The 16,656-nt window shown below is 68.7% G+C and carries 13 protein-coding genes; 7 read left to right on the top strand and 6 right to left on the bottom strand.

Features of this window, described 5'->3' with window-relative positions; genetic code table 11:
* Positions 1-429 precede the first annotated feature (429 nt).
* A complete protein-coding gene (locus P9K36_RS15835) occupies positions 430-657 on the bottom strand; it encodes an HOOK family protein (RefSeq protein ID WP_278305471.1) in 228 nt (75 codons plus the stop codon).
* Positions 658-911: 254 nt separating this feature from the next.
* Between P9K36_RS15835 and P9K36_RS15830 the strand changes: the two genes are divergently transcribed.
* The 6 genes from P9K36_RS15830 (at position 912) to P9K36_RS15805 (ending at position 9,456) form a co-directional block, all read left to right on the top strand.
* Positions 912-2,165 (top strand): efflux RND transporter periplasmic adaptor subunit, encoded by a 1,254-nt coding sequence (locus P9K36_RS15830; RefSeq protein ID WP_278305470.1) that lies wholly within the window; start codon positions 912-914, stop codon positions 2,163-2,165.
* A 49-nt stretch (positions 2,166-2,214) separates the two neighbouring features.
* The gene (locus P9K36_RS15825; protein ID WP_278305469.1) at positions 2,215-5,379 is read left to right on the top strand and encodes an efflux RND transporter permease subunit; all 3,165 of its coding nucleotides are present in this window, start codon (positions 2,215-2,217) and stop codon (positions 5,377-5,379) included.
* Positions 5,380-5,533: 154 nt separating this feature from the next.
* A complete protein-coding gene (locus P9K36_RS15820) occupies positions 5,534-6,670 on the top strand; it encodes a CaiB/BaiF CoA-transferase family protein (protein WP_278305468.1) in 1,137 nt (378 codons plus the stop codon).
* 42 nt (positions 6,671-6,712) lie between these two features.
* Positions 6,713-7,462 carry a glucose 1-dehydrogenase gene (locus tag P9K36_RS15815; RefSeq protein ID WP_278305467.1) on the top strand — a complete coding sequence of 250 codons (750 nt, stop codon included), beginning with the start codon at positions 6,713-6,715 and terminating at the stop codon, positions 7,460-7,462.
* A 10-nt stretch (positions 7,463-7,472) separates the two neighbouring features.
* Complete coding sequence (locus P9K36_RS15810; RefSeq protein WP_278305466.1) at positions 7,473-8,621, top strand: acyl-CoA dehydrogenase family protein; 1,149 nt, start codon at positions 7,473-7,475, stop codon at positions 8,619-8,621.
* A 1-nt stretch (position 8,622) separates the two neighbouring features.
* The gene (locus P9K36_RS15805) at positions 8,623-9,456 is read left to right on the top strand and encodes a MaoC family dehydratase N-terminal domain-containing protein (protein WP_278305465.1); all 834 of its coding nucleotides are present in this window, start codon (positions 8,623-8,625) and stop codon (positions 9,454-9,456) included.
* Positions 9,457-9,627: 171 nt separating this feature from the next.
* On the opposite strand, the gene P9K36_RS15800 is transcribed toward P9K36_RS15805, so the two are convergent.
* A complete protein-coding gene (locus P9K36_RS15800) occupies positions 9,628-10,053 on the bottom strand; it encodes an organic hydroperoxide resistance protein (protein ID WP_043357630.1) in 426 nt (141 codons plus the stop codon).
* Positions 10,054-10,139: 86 nt separating this feature from the next.
* Positions 10,140-11,861 carry an adenine deaminase gene (gene ade, locus P9K36_RS15795; RefSeq protein WP_278305464.1) on the bottom strand — a complete coding sequence of 574 codons (1,722 nt, stop codon included), beginning with the start codon at positions 11,859-11,861 and terminating at the stop codon, positions 10,140-10,142.
* A 128-nt stretch (positions 11,862-11,989) separates the two neighbouring features.
* Here ade and ilvD point away from each other — a divergent pair, with 128 nt between their 5' ends.
* Entirely contained in the window at positions 11,990-13,819 is a 1,830-nt protein-coding gene (gene ilvD, locus P9K36_RS15790) for a dihydroxy-acid dehydratase (RefSeq protein WP_043357638.1), read from the top strand.
* Here ilvD and P9K36_RS15785 read toward each other — a convergent pair whose 3' ends face one another.
* The 3 genes from P9K36_RS15785 to P9K36_RS15775 form a co-directional block, all read right to left on the bottom strand.
* Complete coding sequence (locus P9K36_RS15785; RefSeq protein WP_278305463.1) at positions 13,820-14,497, bottom strand: GDSL-type esterase/lipase family protein; 678 nt, start codon at positions 14,495-14,497, stop codon at positions 13,820-13,822. It abuts the gene before it with no gap.
* 3 nt (positions 14,498-14,500) lie between these two features.
* Positions 14,501-15,523, bottom strand: coding sequence for an SGNH/GDSL hydrolase family protein (locus P9K36_RS15780; protein ID WP_278305462.1), 1,023 nt, complete (start codon positions 15,521-15,523; stop codon positions 14,501-14,503).
* Between the two features lie 75 nt (positions 15,524-15,598).
* Complete coding sequence (locus P9K36_RS15775; protein WP_043379956.1) at positions 15,599-16,570, bottom strand: GDP-L-fucose synthase; 972 nt, start codon at positions 16,568-16,570, stop codon at positions 15,599-15,601.
* Positions 16,571-16,656 lie beyond the last annotated feature (86 nt).

Raw genomic sequence — 16,656 nt, 5'->3', positions numbered from 1 at the left:
CGTTGGGCTAACAGCACGGCATCGCGATCGTCCAGCCCGAAAGATGTGCAGAGCCTGTACAAGCCGCGCGGATCGTCACGCCCGGGCGAATCCATAACCGGCAAACGAGCACCGACGCCGCGGCAGCGCGCCGTCCCATTCGACTGCCGGGACCTGCCAGCATTGCCGAGGCACCAATATTGTGCAGGTCTGGATCAAGGGCCTTTTTTCGGCAAAGCGCGGCGTCGAATCCTGCCGGAGGACTGATCGATGACTCGGCACACCGGCGCCTGACTTCAAGGGCCGACCGAGCGGCGCATATCCGATCCCGGGAAGGCCGAGCAAAAACCCCAGAAACATCCCGGACATCGAACTGTGGCAGTGCCGGACAATGGCATTCCGGACGAGGCGCCCGGAACGGATTTTCCGACGATGCGGATCCGGGTCGCGTCAGGTCCGGGATTGCGTGAGCGCGGCGATGATGGATTCGACCACTTCGATCTGCTCCTGCACGGCGACCAGCCGCGGACCGGCATCGGCGCCGTCACCCAGTACGAATGTGCCTTTCCGGCGCCGCGCGTCGCGCAGTTTCCGCACCGATGCGACGACGATCTGCCGTTCCTCGATCAGCGCATCGCGCAGCTCGTTCAGGCCATCCAGTTCCAGCGTCGAGGCCATGCGGCGTCCCGGTCTCACATCCTCGGCGCGGCATCGGCGGATGTTCCGCGCCGCCGCACCAGGTACGGATCGTCCGGACGGGGTGTCGGACGGCGTGACGCTACCCTCTGCCGTCGGCGCTTGCACGCTTTACGTCGGGGAACTTTGCCGTGATCGGCGGGACGCCACGATGTCCGGAACGCGGATTGTATGCTAATGGATGCAAAATCTTCCGGCTGTGCGGAGCTTTCGGGCCAAGGGGCGGATAACGGCGCATGCTGAATGAGGACGTGCGTGAGCGCGACACCTTTCGATCCGACGCGCCGGTGACGCGCACGGACGACGACGGCGTCCATCGACCGGCGCCGGGCCCCGCATCGAGACGCTCCGGCGCGGCCGGTCTGGGCCTGCTCCTCCTCGCCATCACGGGCGGCGCCGCCTACGGCTACACGTATCTGAACCGGCCCGTCGCGAAGCCCGTGGCGGCGCCGCCGCTTCCTGTGCCCGTCACCCTCGGGACGGTCGAGCAGGGTCCGTTCGCCCTGGTCTCGAACGGCCTGGGCACCGTGCAGGCCTACAACACCGTCCAGGTCCGCACGCGGGTCGACGGCGAGATCCAGCAGGTGGCGTTCCGGGAGGGACAGACCGTCCACAAGGACGATGTCCTCGTGCAGATCGACCCGCGGCCCTATCAGGCGGCGCTCGCTCAGGCGAAGGCCAAGAAGGAACAGGACACGGCCAATCTCGGCAACGCCAAAGCCGACCTCGTCCGCTACACCGGACTGGGCGCCTACGCCTCCCGGCAGCAGACCGAGACGCAGACCGCCCTGGTCGCCCAGCTCACCGCGCAGGTGGCGTCCGATCAGGCCGCCATCGACAACGCGACGACGCAGCTCGGCTACGCGACGGTCCGCGCGCCCATCGACGGCGTCACCGGCTTCCGGCAGGTCGATATCGGCAATATCGTCAACGCGGCGGGGCAGACCCCGATCGTCACGATCACGCAGGTGGAGCCGATCTTCGTTGTCTTCACGGCGCCGGAGGATCAGTTGCCCGCGATCGCCGCAGCCCTGCGCAAGGGCGACGTCCCGGTGGAAGCCCGGAGTTCGGACGGGCTGACGAAGCTCGCGGACGGCAAGCTCGCCCTGTTCAACAACCAAGTCGACACGGCGACCGGCACGATCCGCCTCAAGGCCGTTTTCGAGAACAAGACCCACGCCCTGTGGCCGGGCCTGTCGGTCTCCACCAAGATGCGGGTCGGCACGGTCGCCGTCGCCATGACCGTACCGGACAATGCCGTCCAGCACGGTCCCGACGGCCTGTTCGTCTTCTCGGTGGATGACGGAAACCACGCCCATCAGCGCGCTCTGAAAGCGGGGCGCTCCGATTCCGGGCGGACCCGGATCCTCAGCGGCGATCTGCAGCCCGGCGAGCGGGTGATCGTCGCCGGTCAGTACAAGGTTCAGGACGGCAGCCTCGTGGGTGACCCGCACGCCGCCCACACCGCGCAGGCGGAGGCGGTGCGTTGAGGGTGAGCGAGGCGGCGATGACGAGAGCAGTTCCGCGCGAGGCCGAGCAGTGAAAGGCGGCATCTCGGCACCCTTCATCCGGTTTCCGGTGGCGACCACGCTGATCATGGTCGGCATCCTGTTCCTCGGGGTCGTGGCCTATCCGCTGCTGGGCGTCGCACCGCTGCCGCAGGTCGATTTCCCGACGATTCAGGTGACCGCGCAGCTCCCCGGCGCGAGCCCGGAGACGATGGCCTCGTCGGTGGCGCAGCCGCTGGAGCGGCAGTTCTCGCAGATCCCGGGCGTGGCGCAGATGACCTCGACGAGTTCCCTCGGGATCTCGACGGTCACGGTCCAGTTCGATCTCAACCGCAACATCGACGGCGCGGCGAGCGACATCCAGGCGGCGATCAACGCCGCCAGCGGCCAGCTCCCGAAGAACCTGCCGACCCCGCCGACCTACCGCAAGGTCAATCCGGCCGACTCGCCGATCCTGCTGCTCTCGGCCACCTCCGACAGCCTGCCGCTGATCGATGTGGACGACGCGGTCGACGTGCAGCTGGCCCAGCGGATCAGCCAGATCTCCGGCGTCGCCCAGGTCTTCATCGGCGGCCAGCAGAAGCCGGCGGTCCGCGTCCAGATCGACCCGGCCAAGCTCGTGGCCAAGGGCCTGTCTCTGGAGGACGTGCGCGCGCAGCTCACGCTGACCACCGTCAACAACCCCAAGGGCAGCATCGACGGCGGCAGCCACAGCTACACGATCTACGCCAACGACCAGCTCACTGCGGCGCAGAACTGGAACGACGTCATCATCGCCTATCGCGACGGCGCGCCGCTGCGCGTGCGCGATATCGGACAAGCCGTCGCCGGCCCCGAGGATACCAAGCAGGCCGGCTGGACCAACGGCCGGCGCGGCATCTTCCTCGTCGTGTTCAAGCAGCCCGGCGCCAACGTCATCGACACGGTGGACAGCATCAAGGCGCAGCTGCCGCGCCTGACCGCCACCCTGCCGGCCGCCATCAAGGTCGGCATCCTCAGCGACCGCACCCAGACCATCCGCGCCTCGGTCGAGGACGTGCAATTCACCCTGATGCTGACGATCGTGCTGGTCGTCGGGGTGATCTTCGTCTTCCTGCGCAGCTTCTGGGCGACGGTGATCCCGAGCGTGACGGTGCCGCTCGCGCTGCTCGGCGCCTGCGCGCTCATGTGGATGGCGGGCTACACCCTCGACAACCTCTCGCTGATGGCGCTCACCATCTCGGTGGGCTTCGTGGTGGACGACGCCATCGTCGTGCTCGAGAACATCAGCCGCTACGTCGAGGCGGGGATGCGGCCCATGGAGGCCGCGTTCAAGGGCGCGGGCGAGATCGGCTTCACCATCGTGTCGATCTCGGTGTCGCTGATCGCGGTGCTGATCCCGCTGCTGCTCATGGGCGGGATCATCGGCCGGCTGTTCCGCGAGTTCGCCGTGGTGCTGTCGATGACGATCGCGGTCTCGGCCTTCGTGTCGCTGACGCTGACCCCGATGATGGCCTCGCGGCTTCTCAAGCCGCACGACGGCGAGCGCCATGGCCGCCTCTACCGGATCAGCGAGGCCGCGTTCGACGGGCTGCTTGCAGTCTACGCCGATGCCCTCGACGTGGCTCTGCGGTTCCGCCGCGTCACGCTCCTGATGTTCTTCGCCACGCTGGCACTGACGGGCTACCTGTTCGTCGCGATCCCGAAGGGCTTCTTCCCGCAGCAGGACACCGGCTTCATGATCGGCGTCACCGAGGCGTCGCAGGACATCTCATTCTCGGCGATGCAGGCGCTGCAGGAGAAGGTCGGCGCCATCGTCCAGGCCGATCCGGCGGTGGCGACCGTCGGCATGTCGCTCGGCGGCAACGGCCAGGCGCTCAATTCCGGGCGCATGTACATCACGCTCAAGCCGCGTGACGAGCGCGACGCCAATGCCTTCCAGGTGATCGGCCGCCTGCGGCCGAAACTCGAGCGCGTGGAGGGCATCCGGACCTTCATCCAGGCCACCCAGGACGTGCGCACCGGAGGCCGCACCTCGCGGACCCAGTTCGAATACACGCTCCAGGATCCGGATCTCGCCGAGCTGAACGCCTGGGCGCCGCGCATCCTCGACACGCTGAAGACCCTGCCGGAGCTGCGCGACGTCGCCACCGACCAGCAGACCCGCGGTACGACGCTGACGCTGTCGATCGACCGCGACGCCGCCTCGCGCTACGGCATCACGCCTCAGCTGATCGACGACACGCTCTACGACGCGTTCGGCCAGCGCCAGATCGCCCAGTACTTCACGCAGCTGAACAGCTACCACGTCGTGCTGGAGGTTCTGCCGGCGCTGCAGGGCAGCGTCGAGAGCCTCGACAGGATCTACATCAAGGCGCCGATCGGGGGCGGGCAGGTACCGCTGGCGGCCTTCGCCCGCTGGACGACCGTTCCGGTGGCGCCGCTCGCCGTGAACCACCAGGGCCAGTTCCCGGCGGTGACGATCAGCTTCAACCTCGCTCCCGACGTGGCACTGGGCCAAGCGACCGAGGCGATCGGCCGGGCGATGCGGGAGCTGCAGGTGCCGCCGACCGTGGTGAGCGGCTTCCAGGGCACCGCCCAGGCCTTCCAGCAATCGCTCTCGACGGTGCCGCTCCTGATCCTGGCGGCGCTGTTCGTGGTCTACCTGATCCTCGGCATCCTCTACGAGAGCTTCATCCACCCGATCACGATCCTGTCGACCCTGCCGTCCGCCGGCGTCGGCGCCCTGGCGGTGCTGATGTGGGCGGGGTTCGACTTCAGCCTGATCGCGCTGATCGGCATCATCCTCCTCATCGGCATCGTGAAGAAGAACGGCATCATGCTGGTCGACTTCGCCATCGTTGCCGAGCGCGAGGAGGGGCTCACCCCCGAGGCCGCGATCCGGAAGGCCGCGCTGCTGCGCTTCCGGCCGATCCTGATGACCACGATGGCGGCGCTCCTCGGCGGCATCCCGCTGATGGTCGCCACCGGCACCGGTTCGGAGATCCGGCAGCCCCTGGGCTACGCCATGGTGGGCGGCCTCGCGGTGAGCCAGGTGCTGACGCTGTTCACGACGCCGGTGATCTACATCTATCTCGACCGGCTGGCCCACCGCCTGTCCTTCCGCGACCGGCCGGAGACGACGCAGGTCGCCCGCGCGGACGCGGAGCCGGTGGAGGAGGTCCGCGGACCGCCCACGCTGCACGCAGCCGAGTAGGCTCGACCGCCGGCCTCGCCGGCACCGGGTGAAAGCCCGGCCGGAGGCCCACGACCGGGCAGCCCTGTCACCGCCGCCCGCTTGGCGGAGCCTCCGGCCGTTCCACTTGTTCCAGCTCCGGCCTCGCGGGGCGGCGCAAAGACGAAGGGTGCGGATGAGCCAGAACCTGCCGTTGCGAGGGCTCACCGTGCTCGCCCTGGAGCAGGCCGTCGCCGCCCCCTATTGCACCTCACGGCTCGCCGATGCCGGCGCCCGGGTCATCAAGATCGAGCGGCCGGAAGGCGATTTCGCTCGCGGCTATGACGCGGCGGTCGACGGCCTGGCGAGCTACTTCGTCTGGCTCAACCGCGGCAAGGAGAGCCTCGTCGCCGACATCAAGGACCCGGCCGATGCCCGGCTCCTGCACGCGATCCTCGCGCGGGCCGACGTGTTCGTGCAGAACCTCGCCCCCGGCGCCGCGGCGCGCGCGGGCTTCGGATCGGCGGAGCTGCGTGCACGCTATCCCCGGCTGATCACCGTCGACATATCGGGCTACGGTGCCGGCAACCCCTACAGCGACATGAAGGCCTACGACCTGCTGGTCCAGGCGGAGAGCGGGCTCGCGGGCATCACCGGCCATCCGGCGGGACCCGGCCGGGTCGGCGTGTCCGTCTGCGACGTCGCCTGCGGCATGGATGCCCATGCGGCCGTGCTGGAGGCTCTGATCGCCCGGGGCATCTCCGGGCAGGGCTGCGCCCTGGAGGTCAGCCTGTTCAGCGCCGCCGCCGACTGGATGAACGTGCCGCTGCTCTATTTCGAGGGAACCGGGCAGGCGCCGCAGCGGGTCGGCCTCTCCCATCCCTCGATCTGTCCCTATGGCGCCTTCCCCACGGCCGACGGCAGCCTCGTGCTGATCTCGATCCAGAATGAGCGCGAATGGGCGCGCTTCTGTGCTGGCGTGCTCGGGGAGCCGGATCTCGCCCGCGCCGAAGGCTTCGCGTCCAACAACGCCCGGGTCGCCAACCGCGCCGCCGTCGACCTGCGCATCGGCGCCGAGCTGGTGCGGCTGAGCCGCGACGCCGCCGCCGCCCGGCTGAAGGCCGCCGGCACCGCCTACGGCTTCGTCAACACGCTTGCGGACCTCGTCACCCACCCGGCGCTGATCCGCACAGAGGTCGGGACACCCGCCGGATCTGCCCGCATCGTCGCGCCGCCGGTGCTGGTCGACGGGCAGATCCGCGCCCTCGGCCCCGTCCCGGCGATCGACGCGCACGGCGCGCGCATCCGGGCCGAGTTCGCGCCCGGCACCTGAGGACCTAGAGATCGACACCGAACGACACGCGGGGAGGACACGATGAGGCTCGACGGCAAGATCGCGCTCGTGACGGGCGCCGGCAGCGGCTTTGGAGCGGGGATCGCCCAGCGTTTCGTCGCCGAGGGGGCGAAGGTCGCCTGCATCGACATCGACGGCGCGGCCGCCGCGCGGGTCGCTGCGGATCTGGGCGACAACGCCATCGCCATCGCCGCAGATGTCGGCCTCGCCGCCGATGTCATCGCCAGCGTCGACGAGACACGGCAGCGCTTCGGTCTGCCGAACATCCTGGTCAACAACGCCGGCACCACACACCGCAACAAGTCGCTGATGGAGGTCACCGAAGAAGACTTCGACCGGGTCTTCCGGGTCAACGTGAAGTCGATCTTTCACTACGTCCGGGAGGTCGCCCCGCTCATGCGCGATGCGGGCGGCGGCGTTATCCTGAACGTCAGTTCGACGGCGGCTCTGCGGCCGCGGCCGGGGCTGACGTGGTACAACGCCTCCAAGGGCGCGGCGAGCCTCGCCTCGAAGTCCCTGGCGCTCGAACTGGCGCCCTGGAAGATCCGGGTGAACGCCCTCTGCCCGGTCATGGGCGCCACCGGGCTCCTCGAGCATTTCATGGGCGTGCCCGATACCCCCGAGAACCGCGACCGGTTCATCGCCACGATCCCGCTCGGCCGCCTGTCCCAGGCGAGCGACATCGCGTCGGCCGCCCTGTTCCTCGCCTCCGACGAGGCGGCCTTCATCACCGGCGTCGATCTGCCGGTCGACGGCGGCCGCACGGCCTGAGGAGATGTCGATGGAAGCCTACACCGAGATCCGCGAGGCGGTCGCCAAGCTCTGCGCCGGCTTCCCGGGCCCGTACTGGCGGGCCCTCGACCGGGAGATGGCCTACCCGACCGCGTTCGTGAACGCGCTCACCGAGAGCGGCTACCTGTCGGTTCTGATCCCCGAGGCGTATGGCGGCTCCGGCCTGCCGCTCTCGGCCGCGGCCGCGATCCTGGAGGAGGTCCAGCGGGCCGGCTGCAACGGGGGCGCATGCCACGCGCAGATGTACACGATGGGCACGCTCCTCCGGCACGGCTCCGAGGCGCAGAAGGCCGAATATCTCCCGGCCCTCGCGGAAGGACGCCTGCGGCTCCAGGCCTTTGGCGTGACCGAGCCCACCTCCGGCACCGACACCGGCAGCCTCAAGACTACGGCCCGCCTGGAGGGCGACCACTACGTCGTCAACGGCCAGAAGATCTGGACCAGCCGTGCCGAACATTCGGACCTGATGCTGCTTCTGGCGCGCACGTCGCCCAGGACCGAGGGCATGAAACGCACCGACGGCCTGTCGGTGCTCCTCGTCGACATGCGGGAGGCCAGGGGCAACGGCCTCACCATCCGGCCGATCCGCACGATGATGAACCATGCCACCACGGAGGTGTTCTTCGACAACCTCCGGGTGCCGGCCCAGAATCTCATCGGCGCGGAGGGGAAGGGTTTCCGCTACATCCTGTCGGGCATGAATGCCGAGCGGATCCTGATCGCCGCCGAATGCATCGGCGACGCCAAGTGGTTCATCGAGAAGGCACGGATCTATGCCGGCGAGCGCTCGGTCTTCGGCCGTCCGATCGGTGCCAATCAGGGCGTGCAGTTCCCGATCGCCAAGGCCTACGCCAACATGCGCGCGGCCGAGTTGATGGTCCGGGAGGCGCTGGCCCTCTACGAGGGCGGCGCGAATCCGGGAGCCGAAGCCAACATGGCCAAGATGCTCGCGGCCGACGCCTCGTTCGAGGCCGCCAACGCCTGCATCCAGACCCATGGCGGCTTCGGCTTCGCCGAGGAATACGACATCGAGCGGAAGTTCCGCGAGACCCGCCTCTACCAAGTGGCGCCGATCTCCACGAACCTGATCCTCGCCTACCTGTCCGAGCATGTGCTCGGCCTGCCGCGTTCGTACTGACATGACCGATTTCGCCGCCTGGATCGGCCGGACACGCGAGGCCTCCGACCTCGTCACCCCACGCCTGATGGCCGAGTTTCGCGCGACCCTCGGGCCGCATCTCGCCCCGGTCGCCGACGGCATCGTGTGGCCGGCGCTGCACTGGTGTCTCGCCCCGGAGACGCCGGCCGCCGACGCCCTCGGGCCGGACGGCCACGTCGCGAAGGGTGGGTTCCTCCCGCCCGTGCCGCTGCCCCGGCGGATGTGGGCGGGCGGACAGATCGAGACCCTTTCGGATCTGCGCGCGGGAGACGCGGTCACCCGCACCGAGACGGTACGGGACGTCGTCTTCAAGGACGGGCGAAGCGGAAGCCTGTGCTTCGTCACCGTCGAGCACGCCGTCGCCACGGGACGGGGCGTCGCGATCCGTGAACGGCAGGACATCGTCTATCGCGAGGCGGCCGGTGCGCAGACCGGAACCGATGCCGCGCCCGAACGCGACGATCCCGATGACTTCGCGGCAATCTGGGCAGTGCCCGCGACGCCGACGCTGCTGTTCCGCTATTCGGCGATGACCTTCAACGGCCACCGCTTCCACTACGATCAGCCCTACGCGACGCAGGTGGAGGGTTATGCCGATCTCGTCGTCCACGGCCCGATGCAGGCCACGCTGCTGATGAACCTCGCAGCCACGCTCCTGGGACACGTGCCGCGGATGTTCACCTATCGCGGCGTCTCGCCGATGACGGCCAACCAGACCTTTCGCGTCTGCGGCCGAACCCGCGGGTCCGGGTTCGAGGGTGTGACCCTCGATGCAGCAGGGAAGGTCTGCATGCGGGCCCGCGCCGACGTGTGAGATCCGGCGCGCGAGGTCAGTCGGAGGGCGGCCTCGTCCGGCACGGATTGCGGGCCGGCGCCATCATCGTACGCGTCGCGGCGCCACGACGGCACGGCATCGACCCGCGGATCGAGCCCGCGGGTGGTGCGACGGCGGGCCTCGCGGACGCGAAACCCGCCGGACGCCGTCTTAGGCCAGCTTCAGACCGACGTTGACGTTGCCGCGGGTCGCGTTGGAGTACGGGCAGACCTGGTGAGCGGCGTCCACGAGCTTCTGCGCGTCCGCGCGGTCGAGGCCCGGCAGGCTGATCGTGAGATCGGCGGTGATGCCGAAACCGCCTTCGGAGCGCGGACCGATGCCGACGTCAGCCGTGACGCTGGTATCGGCCGGGACCTTGAGCTGCAGCGACGGGGCCACGGCCTTCATGGCGCCGAGGAAGCAGGCCGAGTAGCCGGAGGCGAAGAGCTGCTCCGGGTTCGCGCCCGGGCCACCCGCGCCACCGAGCTCCTTCGGCGTCGACAGCTTGACCTCGAAGCTGCCGTCGGCCGTGCGGGCGGCGCCGTCGCGGCCACCGGTGGCGGTGGCGGTGGTGCGATACTTCACATCTACGGACATAGCGATCTCCGGTTGGAGGAAGAAAGTCGGCATGTAGGCGCCGGCGGGCCTTCGCACAGCCCCATTTAAATTGCGCACAATCGAAATCAAGGGTCGATCAGGGCGAAACGGTCGACATCCACAAGGCCCCGGTCGGTGATCTTCAGATGGGGGATGACCGGGAGCGGCAGGAACGCCACCTGCAGGAAGGGCTCCGGCAGCACGACACCGAGGCCTCTGGCGGCCGACCGCAGAGTCACGAGCGACCGGCGGATGTCGTCGAACGGCATCAGGCTCATCAGGCCGGCGACGGGCAGCGCGATCTCGGCGCGCACCTCGCCACCCTCGACCACGACGAAGCCGCCCTCGATCTCGCCCAGACGGTTCACGGCCACGGCCATGTCGGAATCATCCGCCCCGACGACCGTGATGTTGTGACTGTCATGCCCGACCGACGAGGCGATGGCCCCCCGCTTCAGGCCGAAGCCTTTCACGAACGCGACCCCGATGCCGCGCACCCCCGGCGCGGAGCGACCGTGCCGTTCGACCACCGCGACCTTGATGACGTCCTGGTCCAGGTCGATCCGGCGCTCCCCGCCGGAATAGGGCAGGGCGAGGTCGTGACGCAGGGTGATGATCTGGCCCGGGATCACCCCGATCACCGGCGTCGAAGGCCCGGAACCCGGCGCGGCGAAATCCGCGGCGCTGACCCGCCGCGCCCGCACGCTGCCGCGGCCGATCGGCTCCACGGCGGGTCGCGTGGCGAACAGCGCCTCGTTCACCGGACGTCCGGCACTGAGAACCTGGGACACGGCGCAGGTGTCGAGATCGTCAAGCACCACGAGATCGGCGCGCTGGCCGGGGGCGACGAGCCCCCGGTCGTGAAGCCCGAACGCCCGGGCCGCCGACCACGAGGCCGCACGGTAGGCGGCGAGGGGTGGGACGCCGACGGCGATGGCGGTCCGGATGACGAAGTCGAGATGCCCCTCCTCGGCGATGTCGAGGGGATTCCGGTCATCGGTGCAGAAGGCCAGGAACGGCGCCGTCCGCTCGGTCAGGATCGGCGCCAGCGCGTGCAGATCCTTGCAGACTGAGCCCTCTCGGATCAGCACCGTCATCCCCTTGGACAGTTTCTCCAGGGCTTCTTCCGGCGTGGTGGCCTCGTGTTCGGTGCGGATGCCGGCCGCGATGTAGGCGTTCAGTCCGAGGCCGCGCAGGAGCGGGGCGTGACCGTCGATATGCCGGCCCTGGAACGCGGCGAGCTTGTCGAGCACGCCGGGATCGGCCGCCAGCACGCCGGGAAAGTTCATGAATTCGGCGAGCCCGATGACCTTCGGGTGGCCGACGAAGGACAGCAGATCCTGCGCGTCGATCCGCGCCCCCGAGGTTTCCAGATGGTCGGTGGCCGGGACGCAGGACGAGAGCTGCACGCGCAGGTCCATCGCCAGCGTTTCGGAAGAAGCAAGGAACCATCGGAAGGCGTCCGTTCCGAGCACGTTGGCCATCTCGTGCGGGTCGCAGATCCCCGTGGTGACGCCGTGGGGGAGAACGCAGCGCTCGAATTCCTGCGGGGGCATCAGCGAGGATTCGACGTGGAAATGCGTGTCGATGAAGCCCGGCACAACGACCTTGCCGGAGATGTCGATCTCCCGCGCCCCGCGATAGTGGCCGAAGGTGCCGACGATGCGGTCGCGGCAGATCGCGATATCGGAGGCGACAAGCGCCCCGGTGACGAGGTCGAGGAAACGGCCGCCCTTCAGGACGAGGTCAGCCTCCGTGCGACCCTGGCCCTGCGCGATGGCCCGCCGGAGCGATTCCACCTGTGTCATCACGATATGCTCCCTCCCTCCTGCCATCTGCCAGGAGCATGCCACGGGGGCGGCCCCTTCCGCGACGCTTGCAGAGGCGCGAGCACCGGCGCAGAAGCCTTTCACCTTTGAACCAGTCGAAGCTCTCGATGCCCGCCTATCGTTCCCGCACCACCACCCACGGCCGCAACATGGCCGGCGCCCGCGGCCTCTGGCGCGCCACCGGCATGAAGGATGCCGATTTCGGCAAGCCGATCATCGCCGTGGTGAACTCGTTCACCCAGTTCGTGCCCGGCCATGTCCACCTCAAGGATCTCGGCCAGCTGGTCGCCCGCGAGATCGAGGCCGCCGGCGGCGTCGCCAAGGAGTTCAACACCATCGCGGTGGATGACGGCATCGCCATGGGCCATGACGGGATGCTGTACTCGCTGCCGTCGCGGGAGCTGATCGCCGATTCCGTCGAGTACATGGTCAACGCGCATTGCGCCGACGCGATGGTGTGCATCTCGAACTGCGACAAGATCACACCCGGCATGCTGATGGCCAGCTTACGCCTCAACATCCCGACGGTGTTCGTCTCGGGCGGCCCGATGGAGGCCGGCAAGGTCCAGCTGCCGGGCATCGCCAGGAAGGTCGATCTCGTCGACGCGATGATCGCCGCAGCCGACGACCGCATCTCCGACGAGGATGTCGCGGTGATCGAGCGCTCGGCCTGCCCGACCTGCGGATCGTGTTCGGGCATGTTCACGGCGAATTCCATGAACTGTCTTACCGAGGCGCTGGGCCTGGCGCTGCCGGGCAACGGCTCGGTGCTCGCCACCCATGCCGACCGCAAGCGCCTGTTCGTGGAGGCCGGTCACCTCATCGTCGATCTCGCCCGCCGCCACTACGAGCAGGACGACGCGGGCGTGCTGCCGCGCGCCGTGGCGAGCTTCAAGGCGTTCGAGAACGCCATGACCCTCGACATCGCCATGGGCGGCTCGACCAACACGGTCCTCCACCTGCTGGCGGCGGCGCACGAGGGCGAGGTGCCCTTCACCATGGCCGATATCGACCGGCTGTCCCGGCGGGTGCCGGTGCTGTGCAAGGTCGCCCCGGCGGTGGCCAACGTCCATATGGAGGACGTGCACCGGGCCGGCGGCATCATGGGGATCCTCGGAGAGCTCGACCGGGCCGGACTGATCGACACCGAGGTCGGCAACGTCTCGGCCGGCACGCTAGGCAACGCCCTTGCCCGCTGGGACGTGCGCGCCGCGCCGAGCGCGTCGGTCCAGACCTTCTACCGGGCGGCCCCGGGCGGCGTGCCGACCCAGGTGGCCTTCAGCCAGGAATCGCGCTTCGACGAACTCGATCTCGACCGGGAAGGCGGTGTCATCCGCGATGCCGCACACGCCTATTCGCAGGATGGCGGGCTCGCGGTCCTCTACGGCAACCTCGCCGAGCAGGGCTGCATCGTGAAGACCGCAGGCGTCGATGCCTCGATCCTGACCTTCACCGGGACGGCGCGGGTGTTCGAGAGCCAGGACGCGGCCGTCGACGGCATCCTCAACGGCAAGGTCACGGCCGGCGAGGTGGTGCTGATCCGCTACGAGGGGCCCCGCGGCGGCCCCGGCATGCAGGAGATGCTCTATCCGACGAGCTACCTGAAATCGAAGGGGCTCGGAAAGGCCTGCGCCCTCGTCACCGACGGGCGGTTCTCCGGCGGCTCCTCGGGCCTGTCCATCGGCCACGTCTCGCCGGAGGCCGCCGAGGGTGGCCTGATCGGCCTCGTGCGCGACGGCGATCGGATCGCCATCGATATCCCGAACCGGCGCATTCATCTGGACGTGGATCAGGCGGAGCTGGATCGGCGGCGGATCGCGCAGGACGCGGCGGGCTGGCAGCCGGCGACCCCGCGCAAGCGCAAGGTGAGTACGGCACTGCGTGCCTATGCCATGCTGACGACCAGCGCGGCCCACGGGGCAGTGCGCCGGCTCTGATCAGCGGGCGCCGAGAACCAGAACGGCGGCGGCACCGAGGAGCGCTGCCGCCGCCACCGCAAGACCGATCCACCGTCGGCGGACCTTGGCTGCGCCCCGCCCCACCCCTACGGGCGTCGGCGGCGGGATGCGCCCGAGGGCGGCGAGCATCAGCGGCTCGATGGCGGCGTAGCCGGCCGGGCTCAGATGAAGCCCGTCGGTGCCGTATTCGGGCCGGAGTCCGCCTGTCTCGGTCGCCAGCACCGCATGGTAGTCGATGAATGTTGCGCCGTGCTCGTGCGCATGGGCTCGCAACCATGCATTGACCGCCGCGATCATCGCCGGCGCGTCGCGCACCTCCGGATTCCAGGGGATGCTGGCGGCGGGCATGATCGAGCCGATCCAGGCCTTCACGCCCATGGCACGGGCCTCGTCGAGCATGCCGGCGAGCGTTCGGGCGATCTCGTCGGCCGGGACGAAGAAGCCCTCGTTGCGGCCGATATCGTTCACACCGCACAGAAGATGCACGCCCCGGGCTCGCGTTTCCTCGAGGTCGCGCCGAAACCGCATGGTGATCCAGCGGGCCGTCTGACCGGACCCGCCGCGGGGGATCAGGTTGTAGGCCTCGAAGGTGCCGGCCCGGTGGAAGCCCCACAATTCGGTGATCGAATCCCCGATGAAGACGATCGGTTCGCGCACGGCTCAGGCCGGCGTCGCGGTCCCGAGGGTCTCGGCCACCTCCGCCTGGAGGCGGTCCGCCATCATCTGGCGGCCCTCTGAGGTCACGTGAACGATGTCCGTGAAAAGGTTTCGGGCGTCGCCTTCGAACAGGCGGCTGAGGTCCCGGGCCGCGAAGGCTGAATCCCGCGTATCCAGCCGGCCGAGAACACCCTCGAAACGTGCATATTGGCGGTCGAGATAGGCTAGGAACGCGTCGGAGGCCGTGCCCGCCTCCGTGCCGACGGGCGCACCCTTGCGGACGATCGTGGGCTGCAGGAGGAACCGAACCGGGGCACCGATGCCGGGAGCGAGCCGCGCGAGCCGCCGCAGCGCCAGCTCGAACTGCCGCACGACCTCCCATTCCCAGATCTCGGACTGCCAGTTCGTCAGCGCCCGCAGATTCTCGAGACGGTTGAAGATCATCGCCTGCAGGCCGTCATAGGACAGTGCTACCGTGTCCTCTGCGCTCTTCCTCGGGTCGAAGAAGTAATCGTAAAGACTTTCACTGGCGAAGTGATTGTATGGAACGCCGGCCCGCGGATCGAAGCTCCAGGGCTGAAAGATGTCGGTCGCTCCGCCGACGATCAGGATGACGTCGGGCTGAAGATCCATCAGCCGCGTCGTGACCAGGGCGATCATCTGATTCAGGCAGGCCGAGACGGCGCCGAAATTGTAGACGCGCGCCCCCGCCCCATGGGCCTGCTTCAGCCCGGTCTCCAGCCGCCCCGGCACGGTATCGGCGAAGACCTGTCCGTCGATCAGGGTGCTGTCGCCGACGACGAAGACCCGCAGCGTCTCGGATGAGGGCCGCGTATCCGCATGCACGTCGTTGCGATACCCGAGGGCGTCGTAGCGCCAGTCCTGGCCGCCCGCGACCGTCAGCGGCTTGCCGGCGAACTGGACGTACGGCGCGGGAAACCGGCTGTTCGCGTCGAAGTTCTGGAAGCTCTGCAGGAACTTCCGGCGTCGCGCATCGGCGCTGTCATCGGGTGGCCGATGGGCCATGAACCGTCTCCTCCCCGAGCGGATGGTCGGTGGCGATGGAGTGAAAGGATGAGGCGGCCGCGCCGGCGCGGCCGTTCAGCTCCGAATCGAGGCGTGGTTCTCGAGGAACCATCCATAGGTCTGGCGCAGGCCGTCCTCCAGGCCGATCTCCGGCCGCCAGCCCATGGCCCTGAGGCGCGACACGTCCATCAGCTTGCGCGGCGTCCCGTCGGGCTTGGTGGCGTCGAAGTCGAGCTGGCCTGCGTAGCCGATTACCTGGGCCAGCGCCTCGGCCAACTCCCGGATGGTGCAATCCTCGCCGGTGCCGACATTGATGTGCGACAGGTCCGGCCGCGTGTTGGCCGCGTAGACCCCGTCGTCCATCTCCATCACGAAGACGCTGGCGCGGGCCATGTCGTCCACGTGCAGGAACTCGCGCATCGCGCGGCCGGTGCCCCAGACCGTGACCGACGGGCGGCCTTCGACCTTCGCCTCGTGCAGGCGGCGCATCAGCGCCGGCAGGACGTGGGCGTTCTCGGGATGGAAGTTGTCGTTCGGCCCGTACAGGTTCGTCGGCATGACGCTGCGGTAGCGCCGCCCGTATTGGCGGTTGTAGCTCTCGCACATCTTGATCCCGGCGATCTTGGCGATCGCGTAGGGCTCGTTGGTCGGCTCCAGAAGCCCGGTCAGGAGCGCATCCTCGCGCATCGGCTGCGGGGCCAGCTTCGGGTAGATGCACGACGAGCCGAGGAACAGCAGCCGGTCGACGTCGTGCGTGTGCGCGGCATCGATCAGGTTCGACTGGATCAGCAGGTTCTCGTGGATGAATTCGGCGGGATAGGTGTTGTTGGCGTGGATGCCGCCGACCTTGGCGGCCGCAAGGTAGACCTGATCGATGCGGTTGTCGGCGAAGAAGCGACGGACCGCCGCCTGATCGAGAAGGTCGAGACTCTGGCGGTCGGCCGTGAGGATGCGCTCGTGGCCCAGCTCACGCAGCCGACGCACGATCGCCGAGCCCACCATGCCCCGATGGCCCGCCACGAAAATGGTCTGACCTCGACCGTCCATCACGCGTCCGTTCCCTGCCGAAAGCTCGGATTTCCAAGCCCCTATAGCCCCTTTCCGTCGGGATATCGCCGCGCAAACACGCGTTT

The sequence above is a fragment of the Methylobacterium sp. 391_Methyba4 genome, from assembly GCF_029691625.1.
Taxonomy (GTDB): Bacteria; Pseudomonadota; Alphaproteobacteria; order Rhizobiales; family Beijerinckiaceae; genus Methylobacterium; species Methylobacterium fujisawaense.
This window is presented reverse-complemented; position numbering and strand designations above follow the sequence as displayed.